Consider the following 17,399-nt stretch of genomic DNA (forward strand, 5'->3'; position numbering starts at 1 on the left):
GTATGTCTAGAAGTATTAAGTCAGGGATTCTCCTGGTCTTCTTCGGGAAATTTGGTGATATTCTCCTTGGAGCTCTAATCACACCTTTACTGGTCCGGTTCCTTGGAGAGGCCCAGTATGGAGATTATGCGTTTGTTTTATCAATTATTTTGATGGGTGGTTTATTGACATCCCCAGTCGTTTCCGTTGGTCTTAGAAAGTTCCTCGCAGAAAATCGTCCGTTACAACATTGGGGTGACCGAGTGTATGGATTCTTCACTCGGCTTGGAATTGTTATTGCAGGTATTTTCGCAGTACTGGTATTTTTAGCACTTCAGTTGAACTTCGTCAGGGAATTACTACAAGATGGGACTGTATTGTATATATATATTGCAATGGTTGTATTGATGTCAAAGCAGATATTTTCCATTTCTGTAAATACTTTAAGAGGACTCAAACAAGAACGGTATTCTGAACCGTTATTTGTGATAAGAAAATTAATATTCGGAACAATCGCTTTAGTATTAATATATTACGGGTGGGGAGTTACCGGGGTTCTTTTCGGAGAAATTGTTGGATTACTTGTTGCTGGTCTCGTCGGGATCTATTATATTAATAAATATCTTAGTCTCAACCATGTCCTCAAGTTCGATTATAAGTTACCCAAGCATGAGTTGGTGATGTTTAGCATAGGGAATGTTATCTTAATGTCTTTAGTAGCTTCGCTTTATCACGTTGACCTCCTCCTTTTAAATCCTATATCCGGAAGCGAACAAACTGGATATTATAAAGGGGCCCTTGTCTTAGTAGAATTTCTTTGGTTTGCACCAATAGCAGTACAAACAGTCATGGTACAGTCTGCCTCTGAACTGTGGGATTCTGGACAAGTCTCTGAAATCAATCAGTTATCTTCTCGGCTTACACGTTATGTACTATTATTTACAAGTCTACTGGGTATCGGTTTAGCAAGCCTTGCGAGTGATCTTGTCCCGCTATATTTAGGATCATCGTTCACACCTAGTATTCTACCGATACTCATTTTGATTCCTGGTTCCATTGGATTCGCTACAGCGCGCCCAATTTATTCAATTGGCCAAGCAAAAGGAAATTACAGGCCGATTATTTTCGCTACGGCTGGAGCAGCCATTCTAAACGGATTGCTCAATTTAGCTCTTATACCACGGTATGGTATGAAAGGAGCTGCGACTGCAACTAGCATAAGCTATGGAATTATGTTCTTTTGTCACTTAGCATCTGCGAGAGTTATCGGGTTCAACCCACTACAAGACCTTAGGCCTATTAGACTAATGACTACAATTGTTTTTTCTACTATACTAATATTTGGGCTATCTGAATTAATTTCATCACCATATCTATCACTACTCATTGTTCCACCAATTGGTTTAGTCATATTTTCAGTAGTATCTTTATTGACTGGTGCATTAGACAAATCAGAGATAACCTCTGTAATTAATTCAATTCAAATAAATTAGGAAGTTTTGGTTCAGTTTAGATAGCACCACTGATTGGGTACCATGGGCCCCACAATGATAATTGATGAAAGTAAGTGCACTAATACAGATAGTACTGAGACCGGTATTATTTTACGATATTGACTCCTTGAGCGGACCATGGAGTCAGGACATTCTTTCGACAACGTACTACTATTTGTCTCAGATTCGCTGAGGTACGACGCAGTGCAAAGGTGTCTTGATCAAGAGATTGTGAAGACAATAGCTTCTGGAACTTGGAGTCCACCATCATTTGCGTCAATAATCACTGGTCAACCAGGACCAGTTCACTCTGTCAATTCATTTGATCACAAATTAACAGAAGATATGCCAACTATTTTTGACATGGTTGAAAATACATCATTTGTCAACCAAGGAAAACAACTTGGTAAAGTTCTTGGAACTGAGACAGAGGTCAATGAAGTACCTCTTGAGAGTATTGAGCCCCCGTTTATCTACATGGAACGCTGCCTCATTCCTCATGCACCCTATAATCATGCTGAGGATGATTACGTCGGCTCCGTTCGTGACTACTCTGTCTCGAATAAAGGCAATATTCAACGCGATTATTATGATGGTGCTTTGAATTCAATTAATAAGTTTAAGAAAAGAATAGAGATACTTGATGATAGAGGGATATTAGATGATACACTCGTGATATTGACTTCAGACCATGGTGAAATTCTTGGAGAACACGGATTAGTGGGCCACGGATCAACAACAACACCTGAGTTGGTTTATGTGCCAACTTATATACACAACGACTGCGTGGATACTCCTAGAGATGGGATGACACACATAGATTTATTCCCGACTATTGCCAACATTTTTGATTATGAATTGCCAAGAGAATACCTGGGAGACGATATAATACAAAATAATATTTCTTTTGATAGACTATCTTTCACCCAATCAAAGTTTGGTGAGAGTAGTGTTTGGGATTGCGATGGTGGGTACGTCTTCAATGATAACTCTATTATCTTTTCAGTTGGATGGTGGATTCATCATTTAGTAAGAAGTCCATATGCTATTCTGAATCGGGAGCATCCAGTTGAACTATTACATACCTCTGTGAAAGCGGCGATTGGTGAATTCCGTGTTTGGGGCAATCCTAATTTTGGAGATGATGAGGCGAAAGCATATCACGAGAAGATTGTTGAAAAGTCAGAGCCAGTCACTACGAGAGAGCTAGATTTGACAAGTGAAGACCAACTTCGTGATTTAGGGTACATCTGAGATTACTTATTATTACTCTGAAATTCCATTGATTTGGTAGTCAGAATATTCTCAGCGAGTATCTTGTCATAATGAATCACCAAAATAGAATACAAACGGCAAGAGACACCTAGTAATGAAGGCAATCATTCTCACAGCAGGGGTAGGAACGAGACTGCACCCGCTCACACAGACGCGGCCGAAGTCAATGCTCCCAATCGGCGACAAACCGCTTCTCGAACATATCGTCGATGCGCTCGCAACTGCAGGAATCGATGACATCGTACTGGTTGTAGGTCATCGACAGGAGCGGATTCAGAATCACTTCCAAAACGGCACCGACCGGGACGTTACCATAGAGTACGTCGCGCAGGACACGCCACGAGGGACCGGCGATGCGCTACTCAAAGCCGAACATACTGTTGGTGATGACTGTATTGTCATCAATGGCGATCGAATTGTAGAGCCACGACTGATTACTGAACTTCTTGAGCAGCATCAAACAACAGACCACGCTTGTATCGCAATTACCGAAGTTGAAGACCCAACGAAATACGGGACGGTAACCATTGAAAACGGTCAGGTGACATCTCTACGTGAAAAGCCCGAGGCACACGAAGTCAGCTCAAACCTCGTCAATGCTGGCGTGTACGTATTCGGGCCTGAAATTTTCGCGGCAATCAGACAGACCGACCAGTATGGCGGACTTAAATTAACCGATACACTTCGTGATTACGTTCATGAACACCCACTTGATGCCGTCACGTATGATGGAATGTGGCTCGAACTATCACGGCCATGGGACCTACTCACCGTGAATAGCGGCGTCCTCGCAGGAACTGACTCTTCAGTCTCACAATCCGCAGACATCAGTTCCGATGCAACGCTCGGAGACCCTGTCGTCATCGGTGAGCACTCTCGTGTACAGCCCGGGGCACGAATCTTCCGAGACGTCGTGATCGGGGACAACGTTACGATTGGCGCGAACGCCGTCGTTACGAATGCAATCATCCTTGAAGACGCGGTCGTCAACCCCGGATCAGTCATCTCTGACTGCATTATTGGTTCCGGAACAACGATCGGCCCGCTGAATTCGATCGAAGGCGGTCGAACTGATGTCCGCGTCGATGACGAACTGTATACCGATGTGAAATTCGGAGGGCTCGTCGGCGACAACGTTGAGACCGCTGGAAACGTGACAATCGAACCGGGGACGGTTATCGGAAACAACGTCTCTGTAGAGAGCGGCTCGACACTAACTGGCCGTATTCCAGAGAACGCACACGTCTTCCGAGGGTAATCGGGTGAAACAGACATATGGCTGTTTACCCCTCACCTTGTATCACCTAGATGTATATTCAGGTTCGAATTAGTCGCTCCAATAACACTAAATAGTCTCATTCTGAAGTGATGGTATCAACCGATTTGGTGAGTGAACTACTAGCGGGTAGGCTCTCGCTAGCTAGGTCAGCACCAAAGGGGAGAATACGTCCACAATGTGCGGAATCACCGGCTACATCGGCGACAACGAGAGCGCATCAGTTCTCTCTGCAGGATTGAAGAACCTAGAATACCGTGGCTACGACTCCGCGGGGATTGCCCTCATTGGTGACGACGTCACCGTCCACAAACAAGAGGGGACGATTGATGGGCTAACTATCCCGTCGAACGCAGACGCAACACACGGCATCGGGCATACTCGTTGGTCGACTCACGGCGAGCCAACTGACGAAAATGCCCACCCACATACCGATTGTAGTGGGGATATCGCAGTCGTCCACAACGGGATCATCTCCAACTACCACGAACTCAAAGAAGAACTCGGTGGCCACATCTTCGAGAGTGAAACCGATACAGAAATCATTCCACACCTCATCGAAGAGGCAATCGCTGATGGTGCGGATCTTCGTGCAGCGGTGATGCGAGCGCTTGACCGTCTCGAAGGCAGCTTCGCGATTGCCGCAACGCACGCCGACCACGAAGGAATCGTCGCAGCACGCCAAGACAGTCCGCTCGTCATCGGACACGGTGACGAAGGGATGTACCTCGGGAGTGACGTCACCGCCTTCGTTGAGTACACTCGTCAGGTGTCGTTCCTCGAGGACGGCGACGTAGCCCACCTTTACGACGACGGGATTGAGATTTTCAATGATGGCGAGCGTGTCACACGTGAGATCCAGACCGTCGACTGGGACGCGTCTGCCGCTGGAAAGGCTGGCCACGACCACTACATGCACAAGGAGATTCACGAGCAACCGACTGCACTCCGGCAAGCAATTTCAGGTCGTGTCGATGATCTCGCTGGCAACGCATCACTCAACATCGACCTCGACGACGACTTCCTCCAGTCGATCGATGAAATCCACATCGTCGCATGCGGAACGTCGTACCACGCTGGCCTTTACGCAAAGGAACTGATCGAACTGCTCGTCGACATTTCCGTTCGCGTCGACCTCGCGAGTGAGTACGAGGTCTACGATGGTCACGACACCCAGAATACGCTTGTCCTCGCGGTCACGCAGTCCGGTGAAACAGCAGACACGCTCTCGGCGATTCGGCGTGCAAAGGCACCGGGGATGACGACGTTTGCAGTGACCAACACCGTCGGTAGTACGATTACCCGTGAGGTTGACGACTCGCTGTTCATCAAGGCTGGCCCGGAGATTGGGGTTGCAGCGACGAAGACGTTCGTCTCGCAGGTAACCGCGCTTGCGCTGTTCGCAACGTACCTCGGTCGGCTTCGAGGGACGATTTCCGCCGGTGAAGGTGCGGACATCCTCGAAAACATTCGGCAACTCCCGAGTGCTGTCCAGACGATTCTCGATGAAGAACCGCAGATTCAGCGCTTGGCCGAACAGTACAGCGATAGTGAGGCATTCTTCTTCATCGGCCGCGGACTTGCGCAGCCGGTCGCACTCGAGAGCGCCCTGAAGCTCAAAGAGATCTCGTACGCCCATGCAGAGGGCTTCGCTGCTGGTGAACTGAAACACGGCCCCCTCGCACTCGTTACGGAGAACACGCCTGTCCTTGCATTCTTGAACCAGAGTGCCTCACCCGAGGAGACGCGAAATAACGTCAAAGAAGTCGAGTCTCGGGGGGCGCCCGTCATCGGCCTATCGACCGACGGTGCTGAGGAGTCATTCTGCAAGCACACGATCGATATTCCCGAGCTAGGTCGACTCGAACCACTTGTTGCGAACGTCGCGCTCCAACTGTTTGCGTATCACGTCGCCAACGAGATGGGTCGTCCCATCGACAAGCCGCGGAACTTGGCGAAGTCGGTGACTGTGGAGTAGCTCCCGGACTACGAATCCGCGTTTCTCTTTCGATGCATCTTATGTCTCGCTTTGTGTAGCCTCTGCTAATGCCCTCCACACCGGGTCAGCGGGTCGCTGGTATCATCGTATTGGTCGTGTGTCTCGGTGGGTTACTGATTTGGTTCGGCTCACTTGCACCGAATCCTGCAGTCGGTGCATATCCGGGAGGTCATGAACTTGGGACGAACTATGACGCGTACCTTGACGAGTCGGTCGTCGTTGGTGGGATTGTCGTCGAGACGGACCCGCTGACCATTGCCGTTGAGTACGGTGTTGACGAGGTTATCGAACTCCGTGTTGTAGACGAAAACACACAGCTCGAAGCGACCCAGGGAGATCACGTTACACTCTTCGGGACGGCGAAACCTGACCAGACGGTCATTATTGAACACGCGTACGCCGTTCCGGGAGAGCAGTACCTCTACATGTACCTCGTTTCATTTGGTGGCGGCCTCTGGGTCCTCACTCGAATTGTCCGAACTTGGCGATTCGATCGGAATACTTGGTCACTCGTCCCCGACGATGAAAACTCCGTGACGCGAGGCGACGATGCCTGATCTGCTTTCACACGCGCTCATCGCTTACAGTCTCGCGACAGTTGCGTCGTGGCGATACGACTGGATTACTCGCCCTTACGTGACGGCAGCGATGGCTGGTGCATTCATCCCCGATATGGCGAAAGCAGCACTCGTCATCCCAAGTGCACGGGTTGAGCAACTCATTGGAATGCCGTTCGACTGGTTCGGTCTCCACACTCTCGGCGCCGCAGTTTGTTCTGTACTGATTGGGGTGATCCTCGTCAGCCAGCACGAGCGCCGTCGTGTTGGGTTACTGCTAAGCCTTGGTGCGAGTTCGCACCTCCTCGCAGATGCGCTTCTACGCAAGCCGACTGGGTTGTCCTACCCACTTCTATGGCCACTCTCTCGTGTTTACCCGCCAACCCCTGGACTCTACCTGAGCACCGATATCTGGCCTGCAATCGTGTTGAGCATTGTTGCAGCCGTCGTTTGGAGCGTCGATAAACGCCGAGAACCCACCTAAGACCCTGTTGCGTCGCAACGAATCTCCGTCTGCGGCTGTCGTCTGGTTCAGTATTTGTCGTGACCGATCCCGTCGTCACCGACCATCTACAGAGAGTCACAACTATTTTCGTTTGACTTTCAGAGTACTACCCATGCAGACAATCCTCCTTGCTGCCGGCCAGGGAACGCGGATGCGCCCGCTAACTGAGCATCGTGCCAAGCCGATGCTTCCCGTCGTCGACAAGCCACTCGCGGCCCATACTGCAACGACAGCCGTCAACGCAGGCGCAAGCCGTCTCATCATCGTCGTCGGCTACGAAGCTGAAGCGGTACGTGAGTACTTCGGAGACGAGTACGCTGGCGTTCCCGTCGACTACGCAGTCCAGTCCGAACAACGTGGGACTGCAGATGCAGTCCGCGCTGCAGAGCAACAGCTCGACGACGGGCCGTTTGCCGTCCTGAATGGGGATGCCCTCTACGACGAAGCCTCGCTCACACAGCTCTTCGAAAACGCACCCGCAGTCGGGTCGTATCGAGTCGATGATCCCACGCAGTATGGCGTCCTCTACACAGACGAGGACGATACCCGCGCAACAGGCGTCATCGAAAAGCCGGCAGACCCACCATCGAACCTCATTAACACGGGGGCGTACGTGTTCCCAACTGCGGCGCAGGCATGGCTCGAAGTCGGTGAAAGTGAACGCGGCGAACTTGAGCTGACGGACGTACTCGAACGTGCGTGTACTGAAACGACCGTCTCTGCGGTGCCATTCGAGCGTTGGTTAGACGTCGGTCGCCCGTGGGAACTCCTCGAAGCAAACGAATGGAAACTCGAGGAAGTCAGTCGCTCGCTCGACGGGGAAGTACATGAGGATGCCAATATTCGCGGAAACGTCATCGTCGAGGACGGAGCGACCATCGATGCGGGCGTCGTAATCGAGGGGCCAGCGCTCATCCGCGAGGGTGCAACAGTTGGCCCGAACGCATACGTCCGTGGGCACACGCTCATCGCTCGCGACGCAACAGTCGGTCACAGTGTCGAAGTCAAGAACAGTATCCTCATGGACGGGGCGACTGTGGGCCATCTCTCGTATGTTGGTGATAGCATTCTCGGTCGTGACGTGAACTTCGGTGCGAGTACGACGGTTGCGAACCTTCGCCATGACGACGAGCCCGTGAGTGTCCAGGTCAAAGGAGAAACAACGTCGACTGGTCGCCGAAAGTTCGGTGTCGTCTGCGGTGACGATGTGAAAACTGGGATTCAAACGAGTTTGAATGCAGGCGCTAAACTCGCTAGTGGTGTTCGAACTACCCCTGGAGGAGTTGTGTTAGAAGAGAAATTGGATTAGCGCCAGCGCTCGTTGCCCCACAGCCCACAACGGGCTTCGGCCTCGCTGATATAACTCACGTGAATGACTTTCTCGGTCGTTTCAACTGACAGCTCGCCAACTTCGTCTTCGATCGTACGTTCGTCATCAGTCTCTGATTCCTGAGTGTCTTCGAAATCGTCGCGTTCCATAGCGCTCGGTACGAAGGTCCGATAGATAACCGTTACTAGGAATTACACTTGCATATGCAATGATTCAATTGAAAACAGTCACGAGACCAAGAATAACGAGCTGAGCGAAGCGATAGGGTGGGAACGGGCTACCGATCTTCGGCTCCCTCAACGACGCCACGCGCAGTCTCGAGTAACGCATCAGCTTGCTCATCAGCTCGTGCCTCGGCAGTCAGCCGAATCAATGGCTGCGTACCGCTCGCGCGGATCAGGAACCACCCATCGTCATGCTCGACACGGACGCCGTCGAGCGTAGAGACCGCTGTCGTCTCGTACTGTTCGAGCAGTAACGAGCGAACGGCATCCATGATGTCCCGCTTATTGTCGACTTCGAGGCTTGTCCGACGAAGCGGATACGAGGAAAGTTCGGAGCGTTGGGTTGCAAGCGAGCCATGCTGTTCAACGAGTTCGACGAGTTTGCACGCCGCAAGCGGGCCGTCTGGGCAAAGCGTTTCGTCGGGCCAGATCCACGCACCACTCGGTTCGCCGCCAAAGACAACGCCATCATCTTGTGTTGCTTCGGCGACAAACACATCCCCAACTTTCGTCCGCGTGAGTGATGCACCCTGTGACGCAAGCATGTCGTCGACGAGGAGACTCGTATTCAGTGGGGCAGCGACACGCTCGCCGTCAGCAACTACTTCACGGCCAAAGAGCGCAAGGAGTTCGTCACCCTCGACGAACGACCCCGTTTCGTCGACTGCCATCATTCGATCTGCGTCGCCATCGTGGGCGATTCCAAGGTCTGCATCAGTTGCCTCAACAACGGAACAGAGGGTCGAACACGTCTCCGCTGTCGGTTCGCTCGGTCGACCGGGGAACCGGCCGTCTGGCGTTGCATTAAGCGTCTGGACATCACAGCCCATCTCCAGAAGGGCGTCGACAGTTGTCCCACCCATCCCGTTTCCGATGTCGACGACAACGGAGACGTCGCCATCGATATCGACCGCGTCACATAGGTTGTTGACGTGAGAGCTGGTGAGGTCTGGTGCGGTCGTTTCGTTACCGACGGAATCCCACGACGCAGTAATCTCGTCACCCGCTTCGAGTGCGCCCTCAACCGCGTCACGCCGTGATTCGTTGAATGCTTGTCCCGACGGCGACCAGAGTTTGAATCCGTTATCTGCCGGTGGATTGTGTGAGGCGGTGACCATCAGGCCCGCGTCGGCGTCAGTCACCGACACACCGCGCGCAAGCGTCGGTGTTGCGACGCGGCCAGCGCGGATGACATCGACGCCTGCCCCACGAAGTGCCGAACTCGCGGCGTCTGCTAATAACGGGCTCGTTGTCCGTGCGTCGCGACCGATGACAATGCGGCCGTAGTTACAGGCGGCAAGTGCGTGTCCGAGCGATGCGGCGAACTCAGGAGTGATGGTGTCTCCGAATCGACCCCGAACCCCACTCGTTCCGAACATACAGACAGATTCACACATTTCGCAATGAACGCTTCGTCTCGACGTATTCGAAACGCACCGCTCCTTGACGATAGTGATTCGTTCGACGTGCTGTTCGCCGGGCGACTCATTGCCGACAAGAACGTCTCTATCCTCCTCGACGCGTTCGACCGCGTGGCCGACGACTACGACGACGTGACGCTAGGCGTCGTCGGCGACGGGCCAGAGGCCGACCGTCTCGAACGACAGGCGAGTGAGTTGGACCACGCCGACCGGGTGAGTCTGCTGGGATTCCTCGACGAGTACGAAGACGTGTTGGGCCAGATGCGCGCCGCGGACGTGTTCGCATCGCCGAGTACGAGAGAGGGGTTCGGCATCACCTACGCCGAGGCGATGGCCGCCGACTGTACGGTTATCGGCGTTCAACACCCCGAATCCGCGGCGAGTGAGGTCATCGGTGACGCGGGCTATCTCGCTGAGCCGACTGTCGATTCAGTCACTGAGTCGTTAGCCCGAGCGCTCGCGGGCGAGACGCCGCCGACCGAACCGACGAAACGCGCCGAGCGGTACGATTGGGACAGCGTTGCCGACCAAGCGGAGAAGGCGTACGAGCGCGCTATCGACGGTCGGTGGTGATGTTCGTTGGGGACCGAGCGACACGCCAGACCACGGGGGGAGAGTGCGAGACACGAATAGCGGTGCGAGCATCGATTTAGTTAGTTGATTGTGTCCGTCGTATCACCGTAACCGCGCCGTCAAATGAGCCACACAGAACGGGCCGATCCGGTCCTCCCTCCCCCCATGACTTCATCTGTTCTTTCGATATCGGCATGGGGTGACTCGTCGACCAATCGAAGCCAATGCAGTCGGGAAAGGGACACAAGATGTACTGTCTTTCAGCAGCAGATAGAATCCACTGAGAGACTGAGACGATCTGATACAGAGTGGGCATTTCGCGTGCTTCCGAGTCAGAAACATCCGTGTGGACATCGCATTCGGGGGCTATGGGAGTCAGGCGTCGATCGCAGAAGCAGACGAGCCGAACAGACACCGGTTTCGGGACTGGGTCCTGACGGTCTGCACGCAACCCTCGCGGCGCGAGACGAGACGACCAAACACCGGTTTCGGGTAGGAAGGCAGACATCGCGTGAGACGGCAGTTGAGGACCGGGGCACGCCACCACTTCATCTGTTTTTTCGAGAGACAGAACAGAGCCATGACCACCCGCACCCCGTCACTTCATCTGTTCTGTGGGTTACTGCTCCGAGCAGTTCTTGGCGAACGATTGAATCGAGCGGTGGACGCCGATTTCATCGATCGTGTCGGCGAGGGTTTCCGTAATTAACCCAAGGTCGTAGTTGAGTCCGTACAGCACCTTCTTTCCGCCGCGACGACCCAGATTCCGCTCTTTGCCCGTAATGACACCCATCATCTTCAGCTCGGAGAGATGACTTTGCATCTGCCGATGTGAAAGCGGGTCGATGCCACTCGAACTGCAGAGTGCGAGGTAGCGTTCGCGGATTGTCGGTGAAGTGACTGGAGTCTCACCGTCTGCGGCGAACGTCGTAAGTGCGTACAGCGTCAGTCGGGCGTGCTCTGTGAGCTTCGACACCCCAGTCGTGATTTGGTCGGATTCGAGCTTTCGTTTGGCTTGGTCGACGTGCGGTTTCGTTACCTGTGGTGCGTTCTCGTTCCGTGCGATATCCCCCGCCTCCAACAGGAGATTAATCGCCTGTCGAGCGTCACCCGAATCCTTCGCACCATAGGCGGCACAAAGCGGGATGACGTCCTCCGAGAGAGCGTCATCACGGAAGGCGACTTGGGTTCGTTGTTCGAGCACTTTACGGAGTTCTCCCGCATCGTACGGTGGGAAATAGACCTCTTTTTCGCACAGACTCGATTGGACCTTTGCCGAAAGCCCTTCTCGGTACGACAGATCGTTCGAAATACCGATCAGCCCAATCTTCGCTGACGTGACGTAACCGTTGTCTCGTGCGCGCGGAATCTGATACAGAAGTGAGTCGTCGTTGACGTGGTCGACCTCGTCGAGGATGATGAGTATGGTCCCGTACTGATCGAGTTCTTCCCACAGGAACTGGTACACCTTCGACTGTGGATAGCCGGTCATGGGAATCTGATTTTCCGGACTACGCAGACGGTTAATGATCGTTACGGCGACTTGATAGCTCGTGTTGAGTCCGTCACAGTTGATCCGTACCGCGTGCAAGTCGAGGTCGTGAATCGATCGAGCGGCGTCTTGGAGCCGATCCAGTAAGAATCGTGTTGCGGCTGTTTTCCCGACACCAGACTTGCCGTACAGAAAGATGTTCGACGGGAGTTCGTTGTTGATTACCGGCTGGAGAGCGGAGTGATACTCACTCAGTTCTTCATCCCGGCCAACGAGTTCTTCGGGGGTATAATCCTCACGTAGCACATCCCGATTTTTGAAGATCTGATTTGATTGTGAGAACTCGAAGGATCCCATACGTGTTGCAGACCTGTATACCACATATATCCACCGATTCATCTGTTTCATCTGTTCTCCGAATATATAAGTGAAGAACCCCGTGGCTTCATCTGTTCTATGCTGTGTGATCTGTCTACGACTGACAATGATGGTTAAGAGCCAGCGACCACCCGAACTATTGAGCCCCAAACCACACAGAAACAGTGCAGATAATCAGAACAGATGAAGTGGTGGGGTGGGAGAGTCTCCAACATTGTTGGTCATGGCTGTTCAGGTAGCCGAGAGGAGTTGGTAATCGTTCTACCCCCACCACTTCATCTGTTTAGCAGCCATACAGGGGTTCAAGATGCCAATATCTTCGAGTCGAAGCCAGTTCGAGACGGAGATCCCGGTGGTAGTGCAGCGCTGCTGTGGATAGAGACGAACCACAAGAACACATGAAGCGATGGGGGGGTGACAACCAAACTGTAAACTGAACCAGTTCGTATACCGGAGACGAAGGAAATAGACTGCAAAGAAATCGTTCTGAGAATCCGGGACGAAAGTCTGACCCCCACGACTTCATCTGTTTAGATGCGTCTCAGGAAGTGGTACACACGAAATCGGCAACAGAGACTCCGAGGCCGATGCGAAGGACACGAGATCAGATACACTCGAAGTCGTGGAGATACACTCGAAACGGTACTCCCCGAGGAACCGTCATGTCGTCATCGCATCTGCGGTGACCTGTACAACGCGATACATTCAAAGCTCCGCACCCTCCCCCCTCGTAGAACGCTTCATATTGAGGAAAGCATACGAAGTGTACTCACTCACTCGGAACGCGATGGCCGAAGTGAGACGGGAGAGAGTACAGTTCGCCTGCGTTCGTTCGTCGTTGAAAGCGCGAGGCAGCAGAGAGGAGAGCGTACGAACTGTACTCTCTGACTCGGCCGTCAGTTCGACGGTGGTATTGTTCGTCGGGAGGGTGCGACGCGGTCCGTCGCTGTGTCTACCGAAGATACTGACGCCAGCGAGTGTACAGATACATCCCGCCGAAGATGAGCCCGATGAGCACCACGAGCCCGGTCACATGCGTTTCACGCACACCGACGGGAAACGGAGGTGTTTGGAGGGACACGCCGGACCACAGTGGGGGGACTGAGAACACTACTAGCGGTGTCGAACGTCCATTTAGTTAGAGATTGTGTCTGTCGCATTGTTGTGATCGAGTCGTCGAACAGTACTCCGAGAAGTACGATTGGGACAGCGTCGCTGACTAGCCAGACGTGCTGAGCGGGCAACTCGACCGTCCACGTCACAGAGTATTGTGGACAACAGCGGGGCCAGAAGGTATAACAACCATATGTCCGGTACACCAGCTCCGAAGTTTTCGGTACTCGATAGTCCATCACGAGGGGTCTTCCCTGAGGATCAAAAAATGAATTATAGCCTGCTAAAATCAGTAATGATCAGTTTCAATACCATTTATTCTATTGGTGGGCTGTCCTATTCTGGATTTTGGGAAGGAGGGGTACAAGACAATGATTGGATGTGTTTTGTTCCACGCATTCAGCCGCTGAGCAGGACGACAACTGTAGTATCGGAGGCTTGTGTCTCGCTGGTATTCCCTAGAAGAGCGTCACCGACCAAAACCCGTTGTACGTACTCGCTAGCGTCTGTTCAAACCTCTACCATTTACTTCGAGACGCTCGTTCGTGGGTCTATGAGCTTTGTCGATCTCAGCCATTCGTTCGAAGATGGGATGCCGGGCTTTCGTATGGAAACCGAAGACGGAACAGTCACTGAGTATACCGCAGAGATTGAGCCGTTCTTCACCCACGACGAATCCGAATCATTCTACGATGGAGAGTCTGCATTCGAGATCACAGAGATCAGGTTTCAAACCTCGATTGGCACGTACTTGGACTCGCCGTATCATCGCTACCCAAGCGGTCGTGACATTGGTGATCTGGATATTGACGAACTCGTGTTACCGGGTGTCGTCGACGCCAGGGGACTAGAACCGTATGAGGAACTCGGTGTTGAGGTGGTACCCAGCGATCGAGAGCTCACAAACCGAGCAGTCTTGTTCAATTTCGGGTGGGATGAGCACTGGGATACAGAGCAGTATCGGTCGTATCCGTATATTTCAGATGCACTGATCGACAGACTCATCGACGAAAACGTGGGTCTGGTCGGTGTTGATACGATCAATGCCGATGACCACCGCAATCCGTCACGGCCTGCTCATTCGCGCTTGCTCGACGAGGAGATCTTCATCGTAGAGAATCTGACCGGATTGGACGCACTCCACGGAGAGTCCTTCCGGTTGTTTGCGGTCCCAATTAAGGCATCACAGACGGCTGCAATGCCGATTCGTGTATTCGCAGAACTCGACTGATCGGCTGGGAAAGACACCCCGTCTGAAGAACCAGATACCAACAGATCCAGCCCAGATATACCATATATAAATAATACCCAAGAAGTTGGTAGTTGGGCGTTGAAATATCAGTTGCTCGGAGAGTGCTTGAGACTCGGTTTATCGATGTCGACAGTCGTGAACCTGAATCCGCTCTGGCAGCCCCACCGTGCCACACGCAGAACACGCCACGAGCGTCGTCGGTAACTCCTGGCAGAATTCCAACGCGGCGTGCAGATGCGCTTGCACGTCGGGTTCGGTCGTTCGCGTCAGTGCTTGGGCGAGATGCATCTGTAGCTCTTCGTGGGCACTCATGCGCGGGGAGTCTCCTTACGCTCGGTATCTACTCGGAGCCCGAGGTGTGCAAGTTGGCCCATCGAATCCCACCCACGCTTCTGGGAGACGAACACCTTCCACTCGCAAAGCGGCCGGCCACTAAGTGGTTCGTAGTGATCGAGGGTCCGACCATCGAAGACGACGACGGCGTCGGCAGGACGGAAGTAGTGGTGTGTGAATCCCTCGGTGTCGATACCAAGGGTGAACGAGCGTGCGAGGGCGTCGATGAGTTGGTCGGCTAGCGATACGGTACGCTCTTGTGTCGCGGTGTGCGTAGTTGACATTGGCTTACTCTGGACTGAGAAGCCACCCGGTCACGTGTTCTAGCACGTGGCCTTTCTGCGAAAGACGAACCGGTGCTTCTCAGTTACAACTATGATCTTCACCGACTTAATACTATGCATAATGCCCAGTCAAACTGCATATTTGTAATACCATGCTTTATAGCATATGATAGTTTAGTAGCACTATGAGCGCCTCAAATCTCACTGGCACGGACAAAGCAATTCTCGACGTACTCAAGCGAGGACGTGATGGCGAGAGTCCGTGGGGAATCGCGACGAAGGGGTATCTTGTCGACGAGACTGGCTACTCACGCAACAGTGTGTATAATCGCCTCGAAGTGCTTGAGGCTCGTGGACACGTGAAACTGGTCCACGAATCAACTCGGCTCTTCGAATTCGTGAGTGATCCGCGAGACAAGTGAGGAGAGACCAGTTATTACAACTCGGTTGCGTCGACGTCTCCAGAAAGATAGCCGAGGCCGGTTTCGCTGATTTCGTATTTCCCTCTCTCAACTCTATCCACAAGCCCCTTGTCTGCGAATTCTGACAACCGATTATTCACGTGTGTTCGAGTGAATCCGGCATTGAACGCAATTATACTCGGTGAGAGTACAAGACCAGAATCGCCCAGTATCTCAAGAATCTGGTCGTCGGTCGGTTTCATCCAATCCCCCCGTTTGCGCATACGGAATCAATCAACACTATCGTGTTAATCGAACCGGTATATGATACGATATACACTAATACGTATTAATTGTTTACTTGTTAGTAAACAGATTGAAGTAGATCGGTTGCGTGCAGTAATCTAACGACTCATCGGATTTCTAAGTCCTCTCAGAAAGGACCCGTGCTGAAGACACGGATCCGGTGCGGTCAGTTCAAGCCAAACCGCATGTCTCCGAACACACCACCCACGCAAAAAGGTCTCGTCGCACAGCCACCCCGTACGGAGGGCCACGAATGACCAAGTCCTCCATCGAGGACCTCGCCGCCCGGATCGACGAACTCGAAGAGCGCGTCGACGCTCTCGAAACCGACACCCAACAACTCGAAGAGACAGTCGAAGCCCAGGCACAGACAATCGCGTCCCAACGCGAAGCCCTCACCCAATACGAAACCCGTGCCGACGACCTCGAAGCCAAACTCGACGCCGCATCTGACCACCGCAAGCATCTCCAACAGCGCCTCTACGCCGTGGAATCCGCTGACACCCCAACCGACGAGTCCAACACACGTCGCTCCCCCCTCCAACAACTCATCCGGCTCCCCTCTCAAGCGCTCTCGAAACTCACTGCCAACCAAGAACGCGCTCGCTTCATCGCCAAGGACATCAGAGAGTACGCCACGAACGTCCCCGCAGGCTTCGCACTTGACTCGAGTACGATTCGTACCGTCCTCCATGCAAAGGAAGGCCAAACACCACACACCCAAACCGTCAGTCGTGTGATGGACTTTCTGGATGACCTCGGCAAAGAGGGCGTGAAGATCGTGAAACGCCGCGGGACCAAACGCGTCATCTTCACCGAACGCGCTGTCTCGGAACTCGCGGAGACGTCATCTGCGTCCGCGGGTGGAAGTGGGATCACGGACGTTGTGATGAGGTGGCGCTAGCGACCGTGTGATCAACGATCGATAGTCGGACGCACGCCACAGGTCGTCGACACCCACCGCGGGTACAGACGCTCGTTCTAGCAGCGGCACTGAAGAAAGCTCCTCTGTGGACAACGGTAGTGTGAGTGAATAAAACGAGTTTGTGGTGGTGAGTCCATCGAGACAAATCACAACAGGTGTGATTAGTAGGATCTGTTGAATGCCGTAGAACCTGATAGAACCTGTGTGACACAGACAGAGGGTGAGTTCAGCAGATGGATGTCAGTCTTGATGTGACTGGTGGAACGAGTTCTCAGACAGAGAA

Annotated in this window: 14 protein-coding genes and 1 pseudogene; 10 read left to right on the forward strand and 5 right to left on the reverse strand. The window is 52.8% G+C overall.

Going from position 1 to position 17,399, the window contains the following annotated elements; translation table 11 throughout:
- Window positions 1-2 precede the first annotated feature (2 nt).
- The 7 genes from DVK03_RS12735 to glmU all read left to right on the forward strand — a co-directional run bounded on the left by DVK03_RS12735 (window position 3) and on the right by glmU (window position 8,393).
- Complete coding sequence (locus DVK03_RS12735) at window positions 3-1,472, forward strand: polysaccharide biosynthesis C-terminal domain-containing protein (RefSeq protein ID WP_115803121.1); 1,470 nt, start codon at window positions 3-5, stop codon at window positions 1,470-1,472.
- A gap of 138 nt (window positions 1,473-1,610) precedes the next feature.
- Complete coding sequence (locus DVK03_RS12740; protein WP_115803122.1) at window positions 1,611-2,726, forward strand: sulfatase-like hydrolase/transferase; 1,116 nt, start codon at window positions 1,611-1,613, stop codon at window positions 2,724-2,726.
- A gap of 115 nt (window positions 2,727-2,841) precedes the next feature.
- Window positions 2,842-4,005, forward strand: a complete 1,164-nt coding sequence (locus tag DVK03_RS12745; RefSeq protein WP_115803123.1) for a sugar phosphate nucleotidyltransferase — start codon at window positions 2,842-2,844, stop codon at window positions 4,003-4,005.
- Between the two features lie 196 nt (window positions 4,006-4,201).
- Entirely contained in the window at window positions 4,202-6,001 is a 1,800-nt protein-coding gene (gene glmS, locus DVK03_RS12750; protein WP_115803124.1) for a glutamine--fructose-6-phosphate transaminase (isomerizing), read from the forward strand.
- 68 nt (window positions 6,002-6,069) lie between these two features.
- The gene (locus DVK03_RS12755) at window positions 6,070-6,579 is read left to right on the forward strand and encodes a hypothetical protein (protein WP_115803125.1); all 510 of its coding nucleotides are present in this window, start codon (window positions 6,070-6,072) and stop codon (window positions 6,577-6,579) included.
- Window positions 6,572-7,063 carry a metal-dependent hydrolase gene (locus tag DVK03_RS12760; protein WP_115803126.1) on the forward strand — a complete coding sequence of 164 codons (492 nt, stop codon included), beginning with the start codon at window positions 6,572-6,574 and terminating at the stop codon, window positions 7,061-7,063. The genes DVK03_RS12755 and DVK03_RS12760 overlap by 8 nt, the downstream gene beginning before the upstream one ends.
- A 133-nt stretch (window positions 7,064-7,196) precedes the next feature.
- Window positions 7,197-8,393, forward strand: a complete 1,197-nt coding sequence (glmU, locus tag DVK03_RS12765) for a bifunctional sugar-1-phosphate nucleotidylyltransferase/acetyltransferase (protein ID WP_115803127.1) — start codon at window positions 7,197-7,199, stop codon at window positions 8,391-8,393.
- Here glmU and DVK03_RS19830 read toward each other — a convergent pair.
- Both DVK03_RS19830 and glmM read right to left on the reverse strand, forming a co-directional pair.
- Window positions 8,390-8,563: a hypothetical protein gene (locus DVK03_RS19830; protein WP_158545160.1), complete on the reverse strand. Its 174-nt coding sequence runs from the start codon at window positions 8,561-8,563 to the stop codon at window positions 8,390-8,392. The two genes, glmU and DVK03_RS19830, sit on opposite strands and share 4 nt — an antisense overlap.
- A 128-nt stretch (window positions 8,564-8,691) precedes the next feature.
- On the reverse strand, window positions 8,692-10,017 hold the full coding sequence (gene glmM / locus DVK03_RS12770) for a phosphoglucosamine mutase (RefSeq protein ID WP_115803128.1): 1,326 nt from the start codon (window positions 10,015-10,017) through the stop codon (window positions 8,692-8,694).
- A 42-nt stretch (window positions 10,018-10,059) separates the two neighbouring features.
- Between glmM and DVK03_RS12775 the strand changes: the two are divergent.
- Window positions 10,060-10,632 (forward strand): annotated as a pseudogene (locus DVK03_RS12775) (glycosyltransferase); the annotation flags it as partial.
- Window positions 10,633-11,251: 619 nt separating this feature from the next.
- On the opposite strand, the gene DVK03_RS12780 reads toward DVK03_RS12775, so the two are convergent.
- The gene (locus tag DVK03_RS12780) at window positions 11,252-12,481 is read right to left on the reverse strand and encodes an orc1/cdc6 family replication initiation protein (protein ID WP_049896250.1); all 1,230 of its coding nucleotides are present in this window, start codon (window positions 12,479-12,481) and stop codon (window positions 11,252-11,254) included.
- A 1,687-nt stretch (window positions 12,482-14,168) separates the two neighbouring features.
- Between DVK03_RS12780 and DVK03_RS12785 the strand changes: the two genes are divergently transcribed.
- Window positions 14,169-14,846 carry a cyclase family protein gene (locus DVK03_RS12785; RefSeq protein ID WP_115803129.1) on the forward strand — a complete coding sequence of 226 codons (678 nt, stop codon included), beginning with the start codon at window positions 14,169-14,171 and terminating at the stop codon, window positions 14,844-14,846.
- A gap of 329 nt (window positions 14,847-15,175) precedes the next feature.
- Here DVK03_RS12785 and DVK03_RS12795 read toward each other — a convergent pair whose 3' ends face one another.
- Both DVK03_RS12795 and DVK03_RS12805 read right to left on the reverse strand, forming a co-directional pair.
- Window positions 15,176-15,484, reverse strand: a complete 309-nt coding sequence (locus DVK03_RS12795) for a hypothetical protein (RefSeq protein WP_115803133.1) — start codon at window positions 15,482-15,484, stop codon at window positions 15,176-15,178.
- Window positions 15,485-15,920: 436 nt separating this feature from the next.
- A complete protein-coding gene (locus DVK03_RS12805; protein WP_115803330.1) occupies window positions 15,921-16,148 on the reverse strand; it encodes a MarR family transcriptional regulator in 228 nt (75 codons plus the stop codon).
- Window positions 16,149-16,444: 296 nt separating this feature from the next.
- Between DVK03_RS12805 and DVK03_RS12810 the strand changes: the two genes are divergently transcribed.
- A complete protein-coding gene (locus DVK03_RS12810) occupies window positions 16,445-17,095 on the forward strand; it encodes a hypothetical protein (protein ID WP_115803137.1) in 651 nt (216 codons plus the stop codon).
- Window positions 17,096-17,399: the final 304 nt, after the last annotated feature.

Source organism: Haloferax sp. Atlit-109R, from assembly GCF_003665865.1.
GTDB classification, from domain to species: Archaea; Halobacteriota; Halobacteria; order Halobacteriales; family Haloferacaceae; genus Haloferax; species Haloferax volcanii.

Excerpts from the sequence above, each read along its gene's own strand:
- DVK03_RS12740 (WP_115803122.1), top strand. The coding sequence starts at position 1,611 with ATGGAGTCAGGACATTCTTTCGACAACGTACTACTATTTGTCTCAGAT.
- DVK03_RS19830 (WP_158545160.1), bottom strand. The coding sequence starts at position 8,563 with ATGGAACGCGACGATTTCGAAGACACTCAGGAATCAGAGACTGATGAC.
- DVK03_RS12785 (WP_115803129.1), top strand. The coding sequence starts at position 14,169 with ATGAGCTTTGTCGATCTCAGCCATTCGTTCGAAGATGGGATGCCGGGC.
- DVK03_RS12745 (WP_115803123.1), top strand. The coding sequence starts at position 2,842 with ATGAAGGCAATCATTCTCACAGCAGGGGTAGGAACGAGACTGCACCCG.
- glmU (WP_115803127.1), top strand. The coding sequence starts at position 7,197 with ATGCAGACAATCCTCCTTGCTGCCGGCCAGGGAACGCGGATGCGCCCG.
- glmM (WP_115803128.1), bottom strand. The coding sequence starts at position 10,017 with ATGTTCGGAACGAGTGGGGTTCGGGGTCGATTCGGAGACACCATCACT.
- DVK03_RS12810 (WP_115803137.1), top strand. The coding sequence starts at position 16,445 with ATGACCAAGTCCTCCATCGAGGACCTCGCCGCCCGGATCGACGAACTC.
- DVK03_RS12780 (WP_049896250.1), bottom strand. The coding sequence starts at position 12,481 with ATGGGATCCTTCGAGTTCTCACAATCAAATCAGATCTTCAAAAATCGG.
- DVK03_RS12755 (WP_115803125.1), top strand. The coding sequence starts at position 6,070 with ATGCCCTCCACACCGGGTCAGCGGGTCGCTGGTATCATCGTATTGGTC.
- DVK03_RS12805 (WP_115803330.1), bottom strand. The coding sequence starts at position 16,148 with ATGAAACCGACCGACGACCAGATTCTTGAGATACTGGGCGATTCTGGT.
- glmS (WP_115803124.1), top strand. The coding sequence starts at position 4,202 with ATGTGCGGAATCACCGGCTACATCGGCGACAACGAGAGCGCATCAGTT.
- DVK03_RS12760 (WP_115803126.1), top strand. The coding sequence starts at position 6,572 with ATGCCTGATCTGCTTTCACACGCGCTCATCGCTTACAGTCTCGCGACA.
- DVK03_RS12795 (WP_115803133.1), bottom strand. The coding sequence starts at position 15,484 with ATGTCAACTACGCACACCGCGACACAAGAGCGTACCGTATCGCTAGCC.
- DVK03_RS12735 (WP_115803121.1), top strand. The coding sequence starts at position 3 with ATGTCTAGAAGTATTAAGTCAGGGATTCTCCTGGTCTTCTTCGGGAAA.